Consider the following 21,535-nt stretch of genomic DNA (forward strand, 5'->3'; position numbering starts at 1 on the left):
TGATTAATGGTTACTACTAACGAAGTTCGGCATTAAATTCTTTTTTGAAATTCTTAATCAAAGAATCCATCACAGAAGTGATATCTTTTTCTTCCAATGTTTTTTCTTCATTTAAAAGTTCAAAACTTAGCGCATAAGATTTTTTGCCTTCTGGTAGATTTTTACCTTCATAAACATCGAATAAATTGATGTTTTTAAGATATTTAGAAGGGTTTTTCTTTGCAGATTTATATAATTCTGCATAAGTTACATTTTTATCTACTAACAATGCCAAATCTCTTCTAATTTTATTAAATTTAGGAATATCTACAAATTTAAAATTGTCTGTACTTCTTAATTTTTGGGCAGTTTCTAGTTCTATCTCTGCATAAAAACAATCTTGGTCAATATCAAAATCTTTTAAAAGTTTTGCTGAGACTTTTCCTAATCTTGCGATGCTTTTTCCGCTAGAAACAATTTCTAAAGCATCATCAAATCTCTCATCTTCTAGAGAAATTTCTTCAGTCTTTAAATTTAATTTATTCAAAAGAATATTGACAAAACTTTTTAATGTAAAGAAATCTGTAGAAGATTTTGGCAATAACCAATTTTCAGGATTATTTCTACCAGAAACCAAAATCGCCAATTGCTTTCTTTCTTCGTATTTTTCTTTTTTGTGATAAATTTTTCCTAATTCAAAAAATTTGATATCAGAATTTTTTCTATTGATATTGTAAATTGCATTTTCTAAAAGTCCTTCTAACAAAGATTTTCTCATAAAAGCCAGATCTCCACTCAAAGGATTGAGCAATTTCACTGCATTGGTTTCGTCTTTTACAGAGGTAAGTGAATTGTTCATCACTTCATTGAAACCATTGCTTTGAAGAGTTCTAGCCCAAGAATTTTCTAATGCATCTTGGTCGTCAAAACTTAGTTTTACAGGGCTGAAAGATATTTTCTGAGGCGCATCTACTTTATTATAACCATAGATTCTAAGAATTTCTTCAATTACATCTATTTCTCTGGTTACGTCTGCTCTGTAAGCAGGAACTGCCAATTCTAAACCATCTGGAATATCATTAAGTACCGAAATATCAAGTGATTTTAATATTTCTTTTACTTTTTCTCTATGAATTTTAATACCTAAAATTTGATCCAATTTAGAATATCTAAAAATCACTTTAGCGTCTTCTATTTTGCTTGGATAATGCTCTAGAAGATTTCCAACTTTTGTTCCACCAGTGATTTCTTCAATCAATTTAATAGCTTGAGTGATTGTAGTTCTGGTATTATTTGGGTCTACTCCACGTTCGAAACGGAAAGAAGCGTCTGTATTTAAACCATGAGATTTCGCCGCTTTTCTGATGGCAACTGGATTAAAATACGCACTTTCTAAAAATATGGTTTTAGTCTCGTCTGAAACACCACTATCGTTACCCCCGAAAACACCAGCAATACACATTGGTTGGTTATTTCCGTCTTTAATCATAATTTCAGAACCATTTAGAGTTCTTTCAATTCCGTCTAGTGTTGTAAATTTAGTTCCAGCTTCGTTTACCCCTACTTTTACTTTTTTACCTGCAATTTTATCTGCATCAAAAGCATGAAGAGGCTGACCAAGACCGTGTAAAATATAATTGGTGATATCTACCACATTATTGATTGGTGAAAGACCAATTGCTTTCAATCTATCTTGAAGCCAAACAGGAGAAGGTGCTACTTTTGCATTTTCTATAATCGCACCAATATATCTTGGGCATAATGCAGAGTCTTCAACTTCAAGTTCAAAACCGTGTTCACCTTCTGTACTTACAATTGCAGTGCTTACTTTTTCGAATTCAGATTTTAGTCCATTATTAGATAAAAAAGCTTGTAAATCTCTCGCTACACCATAATGAGACATTGCATCTGTTCTGTTAGGTGTTAAACCAATTTCGTAAACTTCATCATTAGTTAAGCTAAAATATTTAGCAAAAGGTTGTCCTACTTTATAAGTTTCTTCGTCTAGCACCATTATTCCACCGTGGTCATCAGAAAGTCCCAATTCATCTTCAGCACAAATCATTCCTTCTGAAACTTCACCTCTAATTTTAGCTTTAGCTATTTCGAAAAAGCCTCCTTTTTTGTCATAGATTTTAGTACCTACTACAGCTACTGGGACCGTTTGTCCAGCTGCAACATTAGGTGCGCCACAAACAATATTTAGAATTTTTCCTTCGTCTACTTCTACCGTAGTTATTTTGAGTTTATCTGCATTAGGATGTTGCTCGCAAGTCAATACTTTACCTACGATTATTCCTTCAAGGCTTCCTTTTACTGATTCATATTTTTCTATTCCTTCTACTTCTAGACCAATATCCGTAAGAAAAGCCCCAATTTTTTCTGAGCTTAAATCTGTTTTGATAAAGTCTTTTAACCAATTGTTAGAAATTTTCATAATTTATGTCTAAAGTCTAATGTTTAAAGTCTAAAAATAATTTTAAACTTTTTCTAAAAAAGTAAGTTGCAAATATCGTGAATTTTTGAGAGATAAGAAAATTTAAAAACCTTAATTTCGGTTTTGTATGAAGTCAAATTGAGCTTCAATAAAAAAAGTCGGACAAAAGTCCGACTCTATTGATATTTTTTAATCTCGACAACACGAAATACGTATCTCGAAATACAGAAATTACATTCCGATTACTGGCATAGAAAGCATTAAGATGTGTTCGTTTTCGTCTAAACCGTCAACTGGTTCTACAATTCCTGGTCTGTTTGGTTGAGACATTTTCAGTGTAATATCATCAGCCCCTAAAACAGAAAGCATTTCTGTTAAAAATTTAGAACTGAAACCAATATTAATGTCTTCGCCAGCATAGTTACAAGGGATTTGCATATCTGCCTTGTTTGCAAACTCAGTATCTTCTGCGTGTAAATGCAAGATATTTCCAGAAAGTTTAAATCTTACTTGGTTGGTCGATTTATTAGAGAAAATAGAAGCTCTTCTGATAGAACTTAACAATAAATTTCTATTAATGGTCAATACATTCGGGTTTTCTTTAGGGATTACCGCAGAATAATTAGGATATTTACCATCTATTAATCTACAAATCCAGATGTTTTCTCCGAAGGTAAATTTAGCCATATTTTCGTTGAATTCAATCACCACATCGTCATTAGAACTAGACAAAATGTTTTTGAAAATAGACAATGGTTTTTTCGGCATTATGAATTCTACTGGTTCTTCACTGGTAACGTCTGTTCTTTTGTAAACCACCAATCTATGAGAATCTGTAGAGACAAAATTGGTTTCTTTATCAGAAAACTGGAAAAGAACTCCCGTCATTACAGGTCTTAGAGAATCATTACTGGTTGCAAAAAGGGTGTTACTTAGTGCATCTGCCAATACTCCAGATGAAATGGTTACTTTCTGAGCAGCATCGAATTCTGGTAATTCTGGATAATCTTCGGCATTATCAAGTGCCACGAAATAATTATCTTTTTCGTCTAGAATTTCTAATAAACCACCTTCTCCACTTTCTGATTCTTTTACAGAAAAAGTAAGGGGTTGGTCTCCGAAAGACTTAATCACTTCTTGAAACATTTTAGCAGGAACTGCAATTTTACCACTATCATCAGATTTTACCCCTACCGAAGTAATGAGTGTAGTCTCGCCGTCTGAAGCAGTAATTTTTAATATTTCATTATCTAATTCAAAAAGAAAATTTTCTAAGATGGGTCTTGATTGAGAACTAGAAATTACTCCACTTACAATCTGTAGAGCTTTCTGTAATTCACCACTTGCAACAATAAATTTCATAAATTAAAATTATATTTAGTACACAAATATACGATTTTGGAAACAATAGACAAACTTGAAAATCATTAATTTTTATTCAGTTTTCAACATTGAGAGAATATTGATTTTTCTGTATTCATTTATACGATAATCAAAGATATCAGCAGAATAATAGCTTACATTTACTTTCTTGCCTACCAATTCATTATATTTTTTTTCGAGTTCTATATTTGAGTCTACATTAGAAATCCAATAAAATTTAGTGAGAATATTATTATCTCCTTTCATATAAAATACCACAAAATTCTCTTTTTCAATTTTAGTAATTTCGCCGTTCATTAGTTCTTCATTAGACACCACTTCTTCAGCTTCAGCTTGAGATTCATTCTTATCCTCCGGAATAAATTGTTCAAAAACATCAGGACATTCTTGGGCCATCAAAATGCCTATTTCTGTTCCCAATTTATACATATTTTCTTTTTTAGAAAAATCACTTATGTCTATTCCAAATTCTTTTTTAATCTCAGCTTTGTAAGGATTAGCAACCTTGAACATACATATTCCAAACTGAAATTCTATCTGCTTCTTCGTTAAATTTTCTTTTTTAACATCTTTCACGCATTTACAAGTATTTTGTGCTATGATGGTTTTAAAATCTTGAGCGAAATAAAAACTAGCAATAAGTACAAAAACAAATAATAAGATTTTTTTCATTGGTCATCAATTTTTAATAGGTGTAAATTTATAGGAATTAATGATTTTTTCAAAATAAATCTCATGTTTGTGGAAAAAAAATTGCCAAATCTTGGGAGTTGGCAATACTTTTTTATTTGAAACTAAATTGATAGGTAAATCCTGCATGAAACCACCTTCCTGGCATTGGCACCAATGAAGTCTCTATATAATCAGAATTGGTAATATTATTGACCAAAACATAGACATTAAAATTCTTAAACTGATAACTGATTTTGTCATCTAGCAAATTATAACTTCCCAGATTCACTCTTTCGTTGTATCTGTAAATCAACTCATTAGACAACCCTTTGTAATTATTTCTGAGTTTAGCCACAAACTGATGTCTTAAATTATCTAAAGAATATCTAGAAATAATATCTTTATCTAGATTTTGATTATCTAAATATGTATATCCAAACGAATAACCTAACCAATTGTTTACCTGATGATTAGCTTCCATTTCAAAACCTTTAGTTTCTAATGTTCCTATATTTTGAGCTGTCCATTTAGAAGTTGTGCTATCCTTTTGCCAATCTATGGCATTGTCTGTTTTTCTCCAAAACATACTGTACTTCAGATAGTTTTGTCCATCTTGATATTGATAACCAAACTCTCCAGACCACGCTGTTTCTGCCTTTAGATTAGGGTTTCCTTGTTCTGCTCTGCTTATATAATACAAATCTGTATAGGTAGGAATTCTATTCACTTTAGCAAAATTTGCGTAAAACTTATTATTTTCCTCAGTATAACTCACATCAATACCTGGCAAGAAATAATCTTTTCCGTCACTAAATTTTGTCCAAGAAATTCCCGGAGAAATATTCAGACTTTCATTAAATAAAGAGAAATGATGCTCTAAAAAAGCCTGAGAAACAAACCTTTCTCTGCTTCCTAAATTATTACTTGCTAAAAATTCTTTTCTTAGATCTGCCCCAAATCCTGTAATCCCTAATTTTGATTTAAAATTAATTCCTAAATCTACTCCTACATTGTTCCCAATATGCATATTTCTGTAGAGCGAAGGATTATTTCTTACAAACAAGTACATATCTTGCGCTCTTCTCCAATAGGTTTTTGCATTGAAATTAATACTTTCCGAAAGCTTTTTCTCAAAAATGGCTGAAACCAAAGAAACTTGTACTTCCTCATATTGGTCTGTAAAAGCTGGCGAAGCATAGAAGCCATTCGCCCCGAATTTTTTTTCCTGAATACCCGCCATCAATTTCAGATTTCCATCTTTTATGGCAAGGTTATTTTGATACCAAATATTTTTAATTTTATAATCGGTATTGTATCTATAACCATCAGATTCAGAATTATTTATTTGAATAAAATTTCTAAATTTTTCTGTCCCAAAGTTAGAAGCAGCACCATAAGCATAGGTGTTAAAATCACCACCTTCTCCTCTTACTGTAAGGCTATTCGTAGAATTAGGTTTTGTAATGATATTCACAACACCAGCATAAGCTCCGTTTCCGAAACCTCTAGCTGCAGTGCCTTTTAGAATTTCTATTTTTTCTACAGAAGCCAGATCAAAAGGAAGATTCATCGTATTATGACCCGTTTGAGAATCAGCCATTCTAATTCCGTTAACCAACAAGAGAACCTGTTCAAAACTACTTCCTCTGATGGATAAATCTGTTTGTACACCATTGGCCCCACGTTTTCTAATGTCCATTCCGGTGTAATAAGCCAGAACTTCTTCTACACTTTGAGCGGCTGAATTTTGAATTTGAGTTTTATCTATGATGGTAACATTTACACTGCTTTTCTTCAGTGGTAAATCCATTAATTTGCCCGTAATGGTCACTTCGTCTATGTTTTTTTCTTGAGCTGTTGCATTAGAAATTAGCCCTAATAGAGCGATACTTACAATTAGTTTCTTCATATTTTATTTTTGATAAAAAATCGGGCAAATTTATATGATTTTTTTAATTATCAAATCAAAATCAAGATTAAATTTTAGAAATAATAAAAAAGGCTCAACAAGAGTTGGGCCTTAGTTTTTCGATAATTATTGCTAATTATCTCATTTTCATCAAATGTGCAATTAAATGTTCAATGATTTTTTTCATAATGATTTTAATTACAATTTGTACAACAAAGGTTGTCAATTTTTCTTAAAAAACCAAATGTTTGTTTAAAATTTTCTCAACAATTTTAGAAATACAGCATCACAATATTTTCCGAAAAAAATTCCGTAATTTTGCTATTCTTCAATTTGCTATGACTACAACACAAGACATTGACATCAAGAAATATATTTTCGTAAAAAATGCACATCTTAACAACCTAAAACATATAGATGTACTGATTCCGAAAAACAAACTCATCGTTATAACTGGCGTTTCTGGTAGTGGAAAATCTTCTCTCGCTTTTGATACTATTTATGCTGAAGGACAAAGACGTTATGTAGAATCTTTGAGTTCTTACGCAAGACAATTTCTCGGAAAATTAGAAAAACCAAAGATTGATGACATCAAAGGACTAGCACCTTCTATCGCCATTCAACAAAAGGTAATTTCTAGCAATCCGCGTTCTACCGTGGGAACTTCTACCGAAATTTACGATTATATGAAACTTCTTTTTGCTAGAGTTGGGAGAACATACTCTCCTATTTCTGGCGAAGAAGTAAAAAAAGATTCGGTAACAGATGTTATCAATTTCATCGAAAAAAATGAAGGTAAAACGTTTCTTTTGAGAGCGCCGCTTCAATTTGAGGTTAAAAAATTTAAAGATTTACTTAAAACTTTGAAAGTTGCAGGTTTTACAAGGTTAGAAGTTGCAGGAAATGTAGCCAATATTGAAGATTTAGAAAGTTTTGGTTTCGTTCCTGAAGAAACGATGGAAATTAATCTCATTATTGATAGATTTTCTTATGAAAACGACGAACAATTTCTGCAAAGATTGGCAGATTCAGTACAAATGGCATTTTATGAAGGACACGGAACATGTTCTTTGAAAGAAACTGAAAGTGGAAAAACCAAAGAATTTTCGAATAAATTTGAACTTGACGGAATTACCTTTAACGAACCCAATGTTCATTTTTTCAGTTTTAATAATCCATACGGAGCTTGTCCGGAATGTGAAGGCTACGGAAAAGTGATTGGAATAGATGAAGATTTGGTAATTCCTAATAAAAATTTATCCATTTTTGAAGACGCAGTTGCTTGTTGGCGAGGCGATTCTATGAGTGAATGGAAAAAAGAATTCATTAAAAAAGCCAAAGATTTCCCTATTCATAAACCGTATTATCAACTATCGAAAGAGCAAAAACAATTTCTTTGGAGAGGTGATAAAACAAAAAGTTTCCCAAGTATTGACAATTTCTTCAAAATGTTGGAAGAAAATCTCTATAAAATTCAATATAGAGTAATGCTTTCCAGATACCGTGGAAAAACAACTTGCCCAACTTGCGAGGGAAAACGTCTTCGTCCTGAAACGGAATATGTAAAAATTGACGGACACGATATTCAATCTTTGGTAGAAATTCCTTTAGATGAATTACTTCAGTTAATGAAAAGCCTAAAACTCAACAAACACGATGCAGAAATCGCCAAAAGATTAACCTACGAAATCAACACTCGTTTAGAATTTTTGAATAAAGTTGGATTAGGATATTTAACTTTAAATAGAACTTCTAACACGCTTTCTGGTGGTGAATCGCAGAGAATTAATCTCGCCACTTCTCTCGGAAGTTCTTTGGTAGGAAGTATTTATATTTTAGACGAACCAAGTATTGGTTTGCATTCCAGAGATACAGAAAATTTAATTGAAGTTTTAAAAAATCTTCGAGATTTAGGAAATACCGTGATTGTGGTAGAACACGATGAAGATGTAATGAAAGCGGCAGATTACATCATAGACATTGGTCCGGAAGCTGGATTTTTGGGTGGTGAATTGGTTTTTGCTGGAGATTTCAAGGAATTGAAAAACGCCGATACTTTAACCTCGAAATATTTAACAGGAAGATTAGAAATTGAAGTTCCTGAAAAACGTAGAAAACCGAAAGAATTCATCAAAATAAAAGGTGCGAGACAAAATAATCTCAAAAATATTGATGTAGAAGTTCCGCTAGAAGTTCTCACCGTAATTTCGGGAGTTTCTGGCAGTGGAAAATCAACTTTAATGAAAGAAATTCTCACAAATGCAATTCAAATAGAATTAGGAATGGGTGGAAAAAAAGCAGATTATGATTCGGTGGAATTTCCTAAAAAAGTGATTCAAAATATTGAATTGATTGATCAAAACCCAATCGGAAAATCTTCTCGTTCTAATCCTGTAACCTATTTGAAGGCTTACGACGATATCAGAGACCTTTTTGCGAAACAAAAATCTGCAAAAGTTCAAGGCTTGAAACCTAAACATTTTTCTTTCAACGTTGACGGAGGAAGATGTGATGAATGCAAAGGTGACGGCGTAATTACGGTTTCGATGCAATTTATGGCAGATATTGAGTTGGAATGTGAACATTGCCATGGAACGCGCTTTAAAGATGAAATTTTGGAGGTAAAATATGATGAAAAAAATATTTCGGATATTTTACATTTGACAGTTGACGAAGCATTAGAATTTTTCTCTGAAAACCACGAAGAAAAAATTGTAACCAAGCTGAAACCACTTCAAGATGTAGGTTTAGGATATTTACAACTCGGGCAAAGTTCTTCTACGCTTTCTGGTGGAGAAGCACAACGTGTGAAATTGGCTTCGTTTTTAGTAAAAGGTGCTACAACAGAAAAAACGCTTTTTGTATTTGATGAACCAAGTACTGGATTGCATTTTCACGATATTAATAAATTGCTAAAATCTCTACAAGCGCTTATTAATTTAGGGCATTCTGTGATTGTGATAGAACACCAACCAGATATTATAAAATCTGCAGATTACATTATAGACATTGGTCCAGATGCAGGAAAACACGGTGGCGAAGTAATTTTTGCAGGAACACCAGAAGATTTGGCAGAAGATAAAATCTCTAGAACTGCGAGGTTTGTGAAGGAGAAATTATAAAAATTGATGAGTTCAAAGAAGATATTTATCACAATCCACAAAAAAATTGTGAACAAAATGTGAATATTAACATTTAGTTAATATACTGATTCAAAATATTTTGTATCTTTAATACAGAAAATTAAGGTTATGAAATTTTCTTCACCAATCGCACTAGAAATCACAATTAAATTTGAGATAAAAATTTAAGGGAAGCACCGTCGGCTTCCCTTTTCTTTTGCCATTAACTAAAAAAAATGAGATGTTTTATCTACTGAACTCGCTTCTAAAGAGCGGGTTCTTTCATCTTATTTCTTGACCAAAATCATAAAAAAATCAGACGTGAAGTCTGATTTTAATTTTTTAAATTTGTTGTTCGGCCTCATAGTTCAATGGATAGAATAGAAGTTTCCTAAACTTTAGATCCAAGTTCGATTCTTGGTGGGGCTACTATTTTGAATGGGAGAATAGGAGAAAAAAAACTCTATCGCTCTATAACTCTATAACTCTACCATTCTTCAAGTCTAAAACCCTCTCACTATTTCTTATCAACTACAATTCTCGCATCACGATTTGCCAATTCCCATGCTGTAGCAAAAACCAACTGCGTTCTTTTTTGGAGTAAAGGAAAATCTATTTTATCTACATCATCTGTTGGCTGGTGATAATCTGCATGAATGCCATCAAAATAAAAAGCAACTGGCACTCCGCTTTTTGCAAAATTGTAGTGGTCACTTCTGTAGTATAATCTCATCGGGTCTTTTGGGTCATCATATTTATAATTGAGTTCTAGATTGTGTGTAATTTTGTTGGCCGCTTCATTGATGACTTTTAACTCTGAGGACAACATTTCTGAACCTATCACATAAACATAGTTCTTGCCTTCGTTTTCTTTATCACTTCTACCAATCATGTCGATATTTAGGTCAACTACGGTATTCTTCATTTCATATACAGGATGGTCTGCATAATATTTAGAGCCTAGCAAACCATGCTCTTCACCAGTTACGTGAAGAAACAAGATAGAACGTTTAGGACCTTTGCCCACTTTCTTGGCTTGTTGGAAAGCTTCAGCGATTTCCATTACGGCTACGGTACCGCTACCATCATCATCTGCTCCGTTGTAGACTACTCCATTTTTGGTTCCCACGTGGTCGTAATGTGCAGAAACAACGATGATTTCATCTGGTTTTTCTGTACCTTCTATGAAGGCTAATATGTTTTCGGATTCTGGTAGTTCTCTTCCTCGGCTTTTTAGGGCTTCTTTAGGCACGATTTGGTAATAGCTTCCTAATGCATTAGGATAAGATACCCCTATATTTTTATAGAAATCTATGATGTATTTACCAGCCTTTTTTTGTCCTTCAGAGCCGGTGTCTCTGCCTTGCATATCGTCTGCAGCGATAATGGTTAGGTTTTTCTTTAATTCATCTGCTTTGATGGAGGCATAGGCGTTTTTAAAAGCTTTGCCGTCATAAGAGAGGTTGTTAGACGCGCAACTGTACAAAAGCATAGCCGATACTAATGGAACAAAAATTCTTGTTAGTTTCATTTTTTCATAATTTTTAATGAAGTAAAAATAGTGTTTTTGAGGAAATAAATATCTAACGCCATTTAAAAAGCTTAGAAAATCCTTTATTTTCCTCTTTACGGTCGATAGATTACCCATTCCTTTGAGATGAATGTAAGATGGCTTTGAGTTTTATTAAAGGTTCATTATCTATACTATAACTATACTACAACTATACTACAACCCTACTTCAAACTCCTGTTTATTAAATCGTTATGAATGATAAAAAATAGGTGCAAAAGCATAAAAAAGAGGCGCATTTTTTTAGGTAATATTTGATCAGGGTAAAATTATTTTTAACAGCTTTACTCTCAAGATTTTAGAATAGAAAAAGGTGTAAGAAAATGTTTGAAAATAAGCCTTTTAGAAGGCAATTTAGATTTAGATTTCGGTTGAAGTCAATTTAGAATTCAATTTTTAAAAGAGGTTAACTCAAAAGGTAGTCTTATTATAATCATTTATTTCTATTAAAAAGACATTGCGTTCCTATGGAACGCTCATAGCTACAAGCTTATTTTGTTACACTCATTGGGTTCCTACGGAACCTTTGATGTAATTGGTAGTATAATGGATTAGTTGGTGAGTGGTAAAGATGGATAATGGAAGAAAAATGGATGATTTTATTTCCCACAGATTGCGCAGATTTTCACAGATTATTAGGTAGTTTATTATGGTTAGAAATTTGAGAGAATTAGGGAAATCATATATTGAGAGGAAACATGAAGTTTTCTTTAAGGGATTAAGGGCATTAAGTTTCGCCTTTGGTGATAAATGGTGAATGGGTGAAAAGATGGATGATTTTATTTGCCACGTTTCTAAAGGAAACAAAATTTCATTTTTTTGGGATTTTTATTTATCCAACATAGGTTATTAGTGGGCATAAAAAAAGTTTTATGAAGACTGTTCATAAAACTTTTAAAGAATCATTTTAGTAAGAATGATTTAATTGACAGGAATTTTTGTATGTTTTTTATCTAAAACCTGCATTTATTTTTTGAAGCACATCGTTACCTGGGCAGAGTTCAGCTTCAGTCATTTTGTTGAGTGGTTTATCCGAAGTATTTAGGATTTCGTGGAGTTCTACTTGATTATCATCTAGGAAGATGAGTCCGGTTAGGATATCACCACTTTCTTTGGCATTTTGCATGGCATTGATGGCAGAGCGTTTATCTGTAGGATTCCAATCTTTAGCTAGTTTATGCAAATTGAGTTGAGAGCCATCGTGCAATTTTACTTTTTGGAGGCTACCTTCGTCGTAATTGGCGTTAATTTCTTGCATTTCGGGGATAAAATCGATGGTAGAAGTAGCTTCTACATGTTCGCGTACGTAGTCATAGGATTTGGTAGAACCCACATTGTTATTGAACGTTACGCAAGGAGAAATCACGTTGATAAAAGAAAAGCCTTTGTGTTTCATGGCCGCTTTGATTAAAGGAACCAATTGACTTTTGTCTCCTGAAAAACTTTGCGCCACAAAACCCGCTCCCATTTCTAGAGCCAGACTGGCTAAGTCAATGGATTCAAAAGGGTTTTCTTTACCTTTTTTATTGATAGAACCTTGGTCGGCAGTAGCAGAATCTTGACCTTTAGTAAGGCCATAGCAGCCATTGTTCATGACGATATAAACCATGTTGAGATTTCTACGAACGGCGTGGATAAACTGTCCCATCCCAATACTAGCGGTATCCCCATCCCCAGAAACTCCGAAATAGATGAGTTCTTTATTGGCAAGATTAGCTCCGGTTGCAACAGAAGGCATTCTACCGTGTACAGAATTGAAACCGTGAGAATTATTAAGGAAATATGCTGGTGTTTTGCTGGAGCAACCAATACCAGAAAGTTTTGCCAGTTTGTGAGGTTCTATATTCATTTCGAAGGCCGCTTGTAAAATAGAAGCAGAGATAGAATCGTGTCCGCAACCTGCACAGAGTGTAGAAAGAGACCCTTCGTAATAATCTATGGTGTAGCCTAATTGATTTTTAGGGAGTTCGGGGTGACGAAATTTAGGTTTGAAATAACTCATTTTTCTACAATTTTATAAGGTTTGAGTTGCGAATTGATTAGAGATTTGTTTTAAGATCACATCAGCAGTAATAGGAGCACCGTCATAATTCAATATTGAAATTAATTTTGATGGGTCTACTCCCAATTCTATTGAAAGAAGGCTTTTCATTTGAGCATCACGGTTTTGTTCTACCACATATATTTTTTCGTGGTCATTGATAAAATCTTGAACTGTTTGATTGAAAGGGAAAGACTTAATTCTGATGGCATCTAAAGGAGAACCATTTTCTTTTAAAACATCCATAGCTTCTTCGGCAGCAAAAGTGGATGTTCCGAAGAATAAGATTCCCTCTTTACCTTCATTTTTTTCTTGAAATAATTCAGGAGCAGGCACCTTATTTTTAGAAGTTTCCCATTTTTTCATCAATCTTTCCATATTTCTTTGGTAAGCTTCGCTGCTTTCGGTATAGACTGCATATTCGTCTCTGGAAGAGCCACGGGTGAAGTAAGAACCTTTGGTAGGATGCGTAGCAGGAATAGTTCTGTAAGGGATGCCATCACCATCTACATCTAGGTAACGCCCGAATTTTTCCATTTTATCTAAATCTTCAGCGGTTAAAACTTTTCCGCGGTTGTATTTTCTATTTTCGTCCCAGACTAGCGGTTCGCTGATATGGTCATTCATTCCTAAATCTAGGTCAGTCATTAGAATCACTGGTGTTTGTAATTCTTCTGCCAAATCAAAAGCAGTAGCAGTCATATCAAAACATTCTTTGGGATTAGCAGGGAACAGTAAAACGTGTTTTGTATCACCATGAGAAGCATAGGCAGCTTCTAGAATATCTGATTGTTGAGTTCTGGTAGGCATACCTGTAGAAGGGCCAGAACGTTGAACATCGATTAAAACCGTAGGAATTTCAGCAAAATAGGCCAAGCCTAGAAATTCGTTCATCAAACTTAAGCCCGGTCCACTGGTAGCGGTGAAAGAACGAGCACCGTTCCAATTCGCCCCAATGACCATACCTATGGCAGCGAGTTCGTCTTCAGCTTGAACGATGGCCACATTACTTTTCCCGGTATTGGGATCAATTCTGAATTTTTCTGCATATTTAGAAAAAGCCTCTATCACCGATGTAGAAGGCGTAATAGGATACCAAGCTGCCACAGAAGCACCTGCAAAGACCGCACCTAAACCGCAAGCGGTATTACCATCCATCATGATTTTATCGCCAATTAAATCTCTTCTTTCTACTTTAAATTCAAGTGGATATTGGAAATTGGCTTTCACATAATCAACTCCCATTTTTAAAGCCTCTATGTTGGCAGGGATGAGTCTTTCTTTACCTTTGAATTGTTCTGCTAATAAATCTTCAAAAACTTTGAAATCAATATCCAAAAGTGCTGCTAAAGCACCTACATAAATGATATTTTTGAATAATTGACGTTGGCGCGCATCACTGTAAGCAGCGTTGCACATTTCCATCAAAGGAATACCGATGTAATTGATATCATCTCTGATGAATTCTGCATGCAATTTTTTGGAAGAATCGTACAAAAGATAACCGCCAGCTTTCACCGATTTTACGTCTTGCAACATACTTTGCGGATTGACTGCCACCATTAAATCGATTCCTGCTTTTCTGGCGAGATAGCCTTTTTCGCTAACGCGAACTTCGTACCAAGTAGGCAAACCTTGAATATTACTTGGGAAAATATTTTTGGGAGTTACAGGAATTCCCATTCTGAATATGGCTTTTGTAAATAAAAAATTGGCACTTGCAGAACCTGTACCGTTTACATTGGCAAATCTTACTACAAAATCGTTTATTTTATTATGTGTCATTTTCTTAATTTGAACCTATTTTGAATAAATTTTGTTCCCAGCTTTGGTGATGTTATAGAAGAATTTTTGCATGTCCCAAGCTGAAGTTGGGCAACGTTCTGCGCATAGACCACAGTGCAAGCAAACGTTTTCGTCTTTGACCATTACCCGTTGAGTTTTCAGGATATCAGAAACGTATAAATCTTGAGATTTATTGTTGGCTGGCGCTTTTAAAACCGCTCTTAACTCATCTTCTGTTTCTTGATTCGGCACAAAACTGATGCATGAAGTAGGACAAATGTCTACACACGCATCACATTCTATACATTTGGTTTCTGTAAAAACCGTTTGGATATCGCAATTGAGGCAACGTTCTGCTTCTTTGAAACCTTGAGACAAATCGAAACCTAGTTCTACCTCTTTTTTAAGGCTTTTCAGGGTCAATTCTTTCTCTAATTGAGGAACAACGTAGCGGGCATCATTCACCACTGCGTTATCATAACTCCACTCGTGAATTCCCATTTTTTGGCTCACCAAATTCACAAACGGAGAAGGTCTATCATTCACCAAATCTTTTCCTTGACAGTATAAATCGATAGAAATGGCTGCTTGATGACCGTGAGCAACTGCTGTAATCACATTTTTGGGACCGAAAGCTGCATCACCTCCGAAAAACACTTTAGGATTGGTGCTTACAAAAGTAGTTTCATTTACGATGGGCATTTCCCATTTATCGAATTCAATTCCTAAATCACGTTCAATCCACGGGAAAGAATTTTCTTGTCCGATGGCGATTAACACATCATCAGCTTCCATGAAGACATCAGGTTCACCCGTTGGTACCAAGCTGCGTTTCCCGTTATCGTCATACACTGCGGTTACTTTTTCGAAAGTCATTCCAATTAATTTTCCGTTTTCAGTCACGAAAGATTTCGGAACGTGATTGTCAATAATTGGGATATCTTCGTGTTGAGCATCTTCTTTTTCCCAAGGCGAGGCTTTCATTTCAGCAAAAGGGCTCCTTACGACCACTTTTACGTTTTCACCACCCAATCTTCTAGCCGTTCTACAACAATCCATTGCGGTGTTTCCGCCCCCTAAAACCAATACATTTTTGCCAATAGATTTGGTATGTTCAAAGGCTACACTTGCCAACCAATTGATGCCCACATGAATATTGGCAGCCCCTTCGTTTCTTCCATCTAAGTTGGGTAAATCTTTACCTTTTGGTGCACCAGAACCTACGAAAACGGCATCATAATCTTTAGATAAAAATTCTTTCAAACTGTTGACATATTGATTAAAATGCGTGTGAATTCCTAAATCTAAAACATAGTTTACTTCTTCGTCTAGCACTGTTTCGGGTAATCTAAAGTCAGGAATTTGGCTTCTCATAAAACCACCTGCTTTTTTTTGTTCTTCATAGAGATGAATTTCATAACCATGAGGAGCTAAGTCTCTAGCCACAGTAAGAGAAGCGGGACCACCGCCAATTAACGCTACTTTTTTTCCGTTGGAGGCAAAAGGAGCTTTAGGCATTAGGCTTTTTACTTCGTCTTTGTTATCTGCTGCTACCCTTTTTAGGCGGCAAATGGCAACGGGTTCTTCCTCCGCCAATCTTCCTCTTCTACAAGCAGGTTCACAAGGTCTGTCGCAGGTTCTTCCTAAAACCCCTGGGAAAACATTAGAGTCCCAATTGATCATGTAAGCTTCAGAATATTTACCTTCGGCAATCAATCTAATATATTGAGGAACAGGGGTATGAGCTGGGCAAGCGTACTGACAATCCACTACTTTATGGAAATATTCAGGATTTTTAATATCAGTTGGTTTCAAAGTATTTTTCTTTTATAATTAAAAATAATGTGGTATAAAATTAAGATTTTTATTAATATTTCATTTTAAATTATCAATGATTTTACTCACAATGAACAATTTAATTAAAAAAAGGATGCTTGGGTTGGAAGGTGGCTCACATTTGGTGGTATAGTTGGTTAGTGTTTGAGGGATTGAGGGATTGAGGGATTGAGTGATTGAGTGATTGAGTGATTGAGTGATTGAGTTGGTTGGTGGAAGGATTATTTCTAACTACCCCGTCTTTCGAACCAGTTCGAAAGCCACCCCTTCAAGGAAGGGGAATGGTTACGATTGTTGATTATTAAGAACTTTTTTCTTTGTCCTTGTCCTAAAGGGAGGAAAATTGTTTTTTTAATTACACACCCCGCCTTAGGTGCACCCCTCTTTTTAGAGGGAAAAATATGAAAAGGCACGGAATGCAATTCCGCGCTATCTGGTTTGACCTGCGGTCGTCTTTTAATTCGTTCTTTTGGCTTGAACCAAAAGAACCAAAAATTCAAGACTGGAAATCCTCAGCTAAAAATTAATAGCCTTTTCTAAAAATTCCAGAACTCGGGCGGAAAGACAATTTATTCTATTTAAGTAGATTTTTGCCGCCACTCAAACATGGAATTTTCTTAACGAAAAGCCCATTAATTTTCTTAACGCTTGCGGTTTCCTAGGTCGATTTGTGAAGGGGTAGTAATGAAGTGGGTGAGTTGGTGAGTGGTAGAGATGGATAATGGGAGAAAAATGGATGATTTTATTTCCCACAGATTGCGCAGAATTCATTCTTTTGCTTCATAGTTTTTATTTTTTTCTAAGGAATCAGCGAATCGCTTTGCGATTTGGCTTGAACCAAAAGAACCAAAAGTTGCCTCATCATTTATATTTTTTCAGAGGATTCGGCGAACCGCTGCGCTAGGTTTGACTCCCTCTAGTCGTCGAACCACTTCGCTAGGTTTCAAGACTGGAAACTCGGCTAAAATTACATTCTTTTTTCTAAAAGTTTTAAAATTGACTCCCTTCGGTCGTCTTTTTTTTCGTTCTTTTGCCTTAATGCAAAAGAACCAAAAAATCAAGACTGGAAATCCTCAGCTAAAAATTAATAGCCTTTTCTAAAAATTCCAGAATTGACTCCCTCTGGTCGTCGAACCGCTTCGCTAGGTTTGACTCCCTGCGGTCGTCGAACCGCTGCGCTAGGTTTCGGGCGGAAAGAAAATTTATTCTATTTAAGTGGGTTATTGCCGCCACTCAAACATGGAATTTTCTTAACGAAAAGCCTATTAATTTTCTTAACGCTTGCGGTTTCCTAGGTCGATTTTGGGAATGGTAAGTTCTAAAGCGGATTAGTTTTAGTGGACAAAAAAGGATGAGGATATAATTGAAATTTTTTTTATTTTTTTAAACGGGTTGAAGCTTGTTTCTATTGATGGAAGGGTTATTTCTAACTACCCCGTCTTTCGAACGAGTTCGAAAGCCACCCTTCAAGGAAGGGGAATGGTTACAAGTATTGTTTATTACTCTTTTGAATAGCTTGATTTTTAGATTAGGAAAGAATGTTCCCATTATCATTTTTTTGTTCGTTTTATAAATGTTATTTTTGAGCAAACCAAGAACATGAAACTTCCGAAGAAACATCAAGGTGCTGAAACCACTATTTTTGCAGAAATGACTGCTCTTGCACTGCAAGAAAACGCAGTTAATCTTTCACAAGGATTTCCTGATGATGACATTCACCAGAATCTCAAGATTTTATTGGCAGAAGCTACCGCAAAAAATTTCAATCAGTACGCTCCTATGAACGGACTGCCTATGTTGGTAGAGGCCTTGATTTATTTTAATCATAATCGAAATATCTCTGTTTCTCAACATGAGTTAACGATAATACCTGGAGCTACCTACGGCATCTACACTGCACTTGCATCTGTTATAGAACCTGGAGACGAAATTATCATACTAGAACCTCATTATGACAGTTATGTTCCTGCGATAGAAACCAACGGGGGCTTTCCTGTTTTTGTAAGTTTGAACGAAAAATTCGAAGCAGATTTTGATGCGATAAAAAAAGCGATTACCCAAAAAACAAAAGCCATTATCATCAATTCTCCGCATAATCCCACGGGAAAAATTTGGAAAAAAGATGATTACGAACAACTCTATCAATTGATTAAAGACACTGAAATCATTGTGATCTCTGATGAAGTATATGATTTAATCACTTTTGATGGTCATGAATTCTACAGTATATGGCATCACCCAGCATTGAGAGCAAGAAGTTTTGCCATTTTTTCATTTGGGAAGATGTTTCACATTACGGGTTGGAAAGTGGGTTACATACTGGCTCCTGAAGAATTAAGCAAAGCCTTTAGAAGTGTGCATCAGTATTTATGTTTTAGTGTGAATACACCTGCACAGTATGCATTGGCAAAGCATTTAGAACATTTTGATGTCAAAGCCAATAGCCAATATCTTCAAGAAAAACGAGATTTTTTCTTATCAGAGATGAAAGATATACCTTTTCATTTCAACGAAAAAGCCGAGGGTAGTTATTTTCAGTTAGCGAAATACCATGAGATTTCAGACTTGGGGGATAAGGAATTTAGCATTTGGTTGACTAAAGAATGCAAGGTAGCGACAATTCCTTTGAGTGCATTTTATCAAGATCAGAGGAATACCGGTTTTGTAAGGTTTTGTTTTGCAAAAAAGGAGGAAACGGTTTTAAAAGCGGTGGCGCATTTGAAAAGGTATTTCATGTAAATATATTTTCTATAGGAGGTGACAAAAAGTATGAAAAAGCACTGATTGCAATTCCGCCTATCTGGTATATTCCCTCGCCATCTGGTTTTATTCGATTAGCTTTTGTTTTTTTGGTTTTATAATAATGTCTTCGTGCAGATTTGGGAAATACTTAAGCATTGTTTCTTTTTCTTTTCCAGAGGTATCGATAAAAGTCCACTTCTGTCCATTGTCATTAGATATTCCAATTAAAGTGTATTCAGATTCTATTTTTCCTCGAGGAGTTTTCATGACAATTACTTGTGTAATACTGCATTGTAATTCTTTTCCTTTTTTTAGAAATTCAGTTGGATTTTTAAAATTCAAATCGGTAAATGAAAATCCATCATCTTTCATTTTGTCCATTCCTTGTTTAGTAACTTTTACCATATTTGATTTTCCGCCCATCATTTCAATAACTTTTGGATAGGTGTAATTTGCAAAGTTTTCATAATCTCCTGCAAGAAAGAATTTTTTCATTTCTCCAAGTTGAGCGTTTAAATTCTCATTCTTAGTTTGAGCTAATGCAAATGAAAAACTAATAGTTAAAAATAAAATCAAAATTTTTTTACTCATAAAGATTATTTTAAATGTTTATTAATTGTCATATTTCTTCCAGTCTTCTTTTAAACAGTGATTTGAGATAACATTGCCAGTAACTCATAAATATTAGCAATTAAATACTAAAACACTGATTTATAGCAAAATATTCGTTTGGAAATAATTGTAAGTATTTGATTGGTTGTAATTTTGAGTCTATGCTTATTTGTTTTTTATCAAAAATAAACAAAATTTATTAATAAGAAATACGGGAAGTCGGAATTTTGGTAGAAATTGATGAAAATCAGTTGATTTTTGAATAAAAATTTTGATTTTCTAGGTTTTGGCTAAAGCCAAATATTTTCTCAATTTATTAAACGGGCTAAAGCCCGTTTCTATTGATGCAAGGGGAATTGGTTAGTGGTTGAAAATGAAGATTTTAATTAACCTCGGTCCTAAAGGATGTAAAATCTTCATTTTCTTTAGTGATGGGTTTAACTACCCCGTCTTTCGAACCAGTTCGAAAGCCTCCCCTTCATGGAAGGGGAATGGCTACGATTGTTGATTGTTGGAGAACATTTTTCTTTGCCCTAACTCTAAAGGGAGGAAAATTGTTTTTTTAATTACACACCCAGCCCTACGGGCACCCCTCTTTTTAGAGGGGAAAAGTATGAAAAAGCACGGAATGTAATTCCGCCTATCTGGTTGTTATATAGTGAATTAGGGGTATTGTTGGTTAATTGATTAAGGGTTATTTTTAGAAGTGAAAGTTTTAAAATTTTGGCACTTCTGTTTCAGAATTTTAGCATAGAGAATCTACTACAATTGATTTAATTTAAAATAACCATTATAGATTATATCTTCTGTTTTATCCTCTGTTTTGGTAAGTCTTAGGTTGTAGTTTGCTTTCTGCGATGCTGGTAAAATATCTTCTACTGCAAAGACATCGTCTACATCTAGAGCATATTTATCATCGATATGACTAGATGCCCCGTTGGGTTGGTGATAGTCTCTGAAAAAAGGCGTGGCTTTTACTTTTTTGGTAGCTTCGGCAAGGTTATTTTCTACCACCAACATTTGATGATGAAACTCTTGTAAGACATTGGGTAGGTATCCTCCTAGGTTGAAGAAAAATAAGGCTTCTTCGGTTGATTTTTCTGTTTTTTCTATCACTTCTACTCGATATCCATCTGCAATAGTTACTTCTCTATAAGCATCTATATGCAATATTCCTTGAGCTTCAGGCCAAAAGTTAATGATTTCTGGTACTAAATCTCTGATATGTTCTGCAATCCCAAAAAAAGCATCGTGTTGTTCTGTATGTCTACCTTTTGGGGTACAACCGATAATGACGTAAAAAAGTTTCATTTTTAAAAGTATTGAGTTACAAATATGGTAATAAATTTCAAAAAGCGAAGGATATTTTAATGTGTCAGAATTTTATGGTTTTTCTAGATTATTGCGGGTTTTAATTGAAAATACTGAAGACTAGAGAAAAGATGAG

Annotated in this window: 12 protein-coding genes and 1 tRNA gene; 3 read left to right on the forward strand and 10 right to left on the reverse strand. The window is 34.5% G+C overall.

The genetic code is table 11. The annotated features are described in order from the left end of the window. Nucleotides 1–16: 16 nt before the first annotated feature. From pheT to IEW40_RS03795, 4 genes are all read right to left on the reverse strand, one after another. Complete coding sequence (pheT, locus tag IEW40_RS03780; protein WP_188616743.1) at nucleotides 17–2,416, reverse strand: phenylalanine--tRNA ligase subunit beta; 2,400 nt, start codon at nucleotides 2,414–2,416, stop codon at nucleotides 17–19. Between the two features lie 231 nt (nucleotides 2,417–2,647). Further along, entirely contained in the window at nucleotides 2,648–3,778 is a 1,131-nt protein-coding gene (dnaN, locus tag IEW40_RS03785) for a DNA polymerase III subunit beta (RefSeq protein ID WP_188616744.1), read from the reverse strand. 72 nt (nucleotides 3,779–3,850) lie between these two features. Further along, nucleotides 3,851–4,471, reverse strand: coding sequence for a hypothetical protein (locus tag IEW40_RS03790; protein WP_188616745.1), 621 nt, complete (start codon nucleotides 4,469–4,471; stop codon nucleotides 3,851–3,853). A gap of 112 nt (nucleotides 4,472–4,583) precedes the next feature. After that, complete coding sequence (locus tag IEW40_RS03795; RefSeq protein WP_188616746.1) at nucleotides 4,584–6,380, reverse strand: TonB-dependent receptor plug domain-containing protein; 1,797 nt, start codon at nucleotides 6,378–6,380, stop codon at nucleotides 4,584–4,586. Nucleotides 6,381–6,718: 338 nt separating this feature from the next. Here IEW40_RS03795 and uvrA point away from each other — a divergent pair, with 338 nt between their 5' ends. Then, nucleotides 6,719–9,502, forward strand: coding sequence for an excinuclease ABC subunit UvrA (uvrA, locus tag IEW40_RS03800; protein ID WP_188616747.1), 2,784 nt, complete (start codon nucleotides 6,719–6,721; stop codon nucleotides 9,500–9,502). Nucleotides 9,503–9,859: 357 nt separating this feature from the next. Beyond that, nucleotides 9,860–9,931: transfer RNA gene (locus tag IEW40_RS03805), tRNA-Arg, on the forward strand. Between the two features lie 88 nt (nucleotides 9,932–10,019). Here the strand turns inward: IEW40_RS03805 and IEW40_RS03810 are convergent. The 4 genes from IEW40_RS03810 to IEW40_RS03825 form a co-directional block, all read right to left on the reverse strand. Further along, entirely contained in the window at nucleotides 10,020–11,033 is a 1,014-nt protein-coding gene (locus IEW40_RS03810) for a M28 family metallopeptidase (RefSeq protein ID WP_188616748.1), read from the reverse strand. A gap of 988 nt (nucleotides 11,034–12,021) precedes the next feature. After that, nucleotides 12,022–13,074, reverse strand: coding sequence for a 2-oxoacid:ferredoxin oxidoreductase subunit beta (locus IEW40_RS03815; protein WP_188616749.1), 1,053 nt, complete (start codon nucleotides 13,072–13,074; stop codon nucleotides 12,022–12,024). A gap of 12 nt (nucleotides 13,075–13,086) precedes the next feature. After that, on the reverse strand, nucleotides 13,087–14,898 hold the full coding sequence (locus tag IEW40_RS03820; protein WP_188616750.1) for a 2-oxoacid:acceptor oxidoreductase subunit alpha: 1,812 nt from the start codon (nucleotides 14,896–14,898) through the stop codon (nucleotides 13,087–13,089). A 15-nt stretch (nucleotides 14,899–14,913) separates the two neighbouring features. Next, nucleotides 14,914–16,713: an FAD-dependent oxidoreductase gene (locus tag IEW40_RS03825; RefSeq protein ID WP_188616751.1), complete on the reverse strand. Its 1,800-nt coding sequence runs from the start codon at nucleotides 16,711–16,713 to the stop codon at nucleotides 14,914–14,916. Nucleotides 16,714–18,333: 1,620 nt separating this feature from the next. Here IEW40_RS03825 and IEW40_RS03830 point away from each other — a divergent pair. Next, nucleotides 18,334–19,473, forward strand: coding sequence for a methionine aminotransferase (locus IEW40_RS03830; protein ID WP_188616752.1), 1,140 nt, complete (start codon nucleotides 18,334–18,336; stop codon nucleotides 19,471–19,473). An 87-nt stretch (nucleotides 19,474–19,560) separates the two neighbouring features. Here IEW40_RS03830 and IEW40_RS03835 read toward each other — a convergent pair whose 3' ends face one another. Then, nucleotides 19,561–20,067 (reverse strand): hypothetical protein, encoded by a 507-nt coding sequence (locus tag IEW40_RS03835; RefSeq protein WP_229663363.1) that lies wholly within the window; start codon nucleotides 20,065–20,067, stop codon nucleotides 19,561–19,563. 783 nt (nucleotides 20,068–20,850) lie between these two features. Then, nucleotides 20,851–21,399: a DUF1543 domain-containing protein gene (locus IEW40_RS03840; protein ID WP_188616754.1), complete on the reverse strand. Its 549-nt coding sequence runs from the start codon at nucleotides 21,397–21,399 to the stop codon at nucleotides 20,851–20,853. Nucleotides 21,400–21,535 lie beyond the last annotated feature (136 nt).

The organism is Cloacibacterium rupense, from assembly GCF_014645495.1.
Lineage (GTDB): Bacteria > Bacteroidota > Bacteroidia > Flavobacteriales > Weeksellaceae > Cloacibacterium > Cloacibacterium rupense.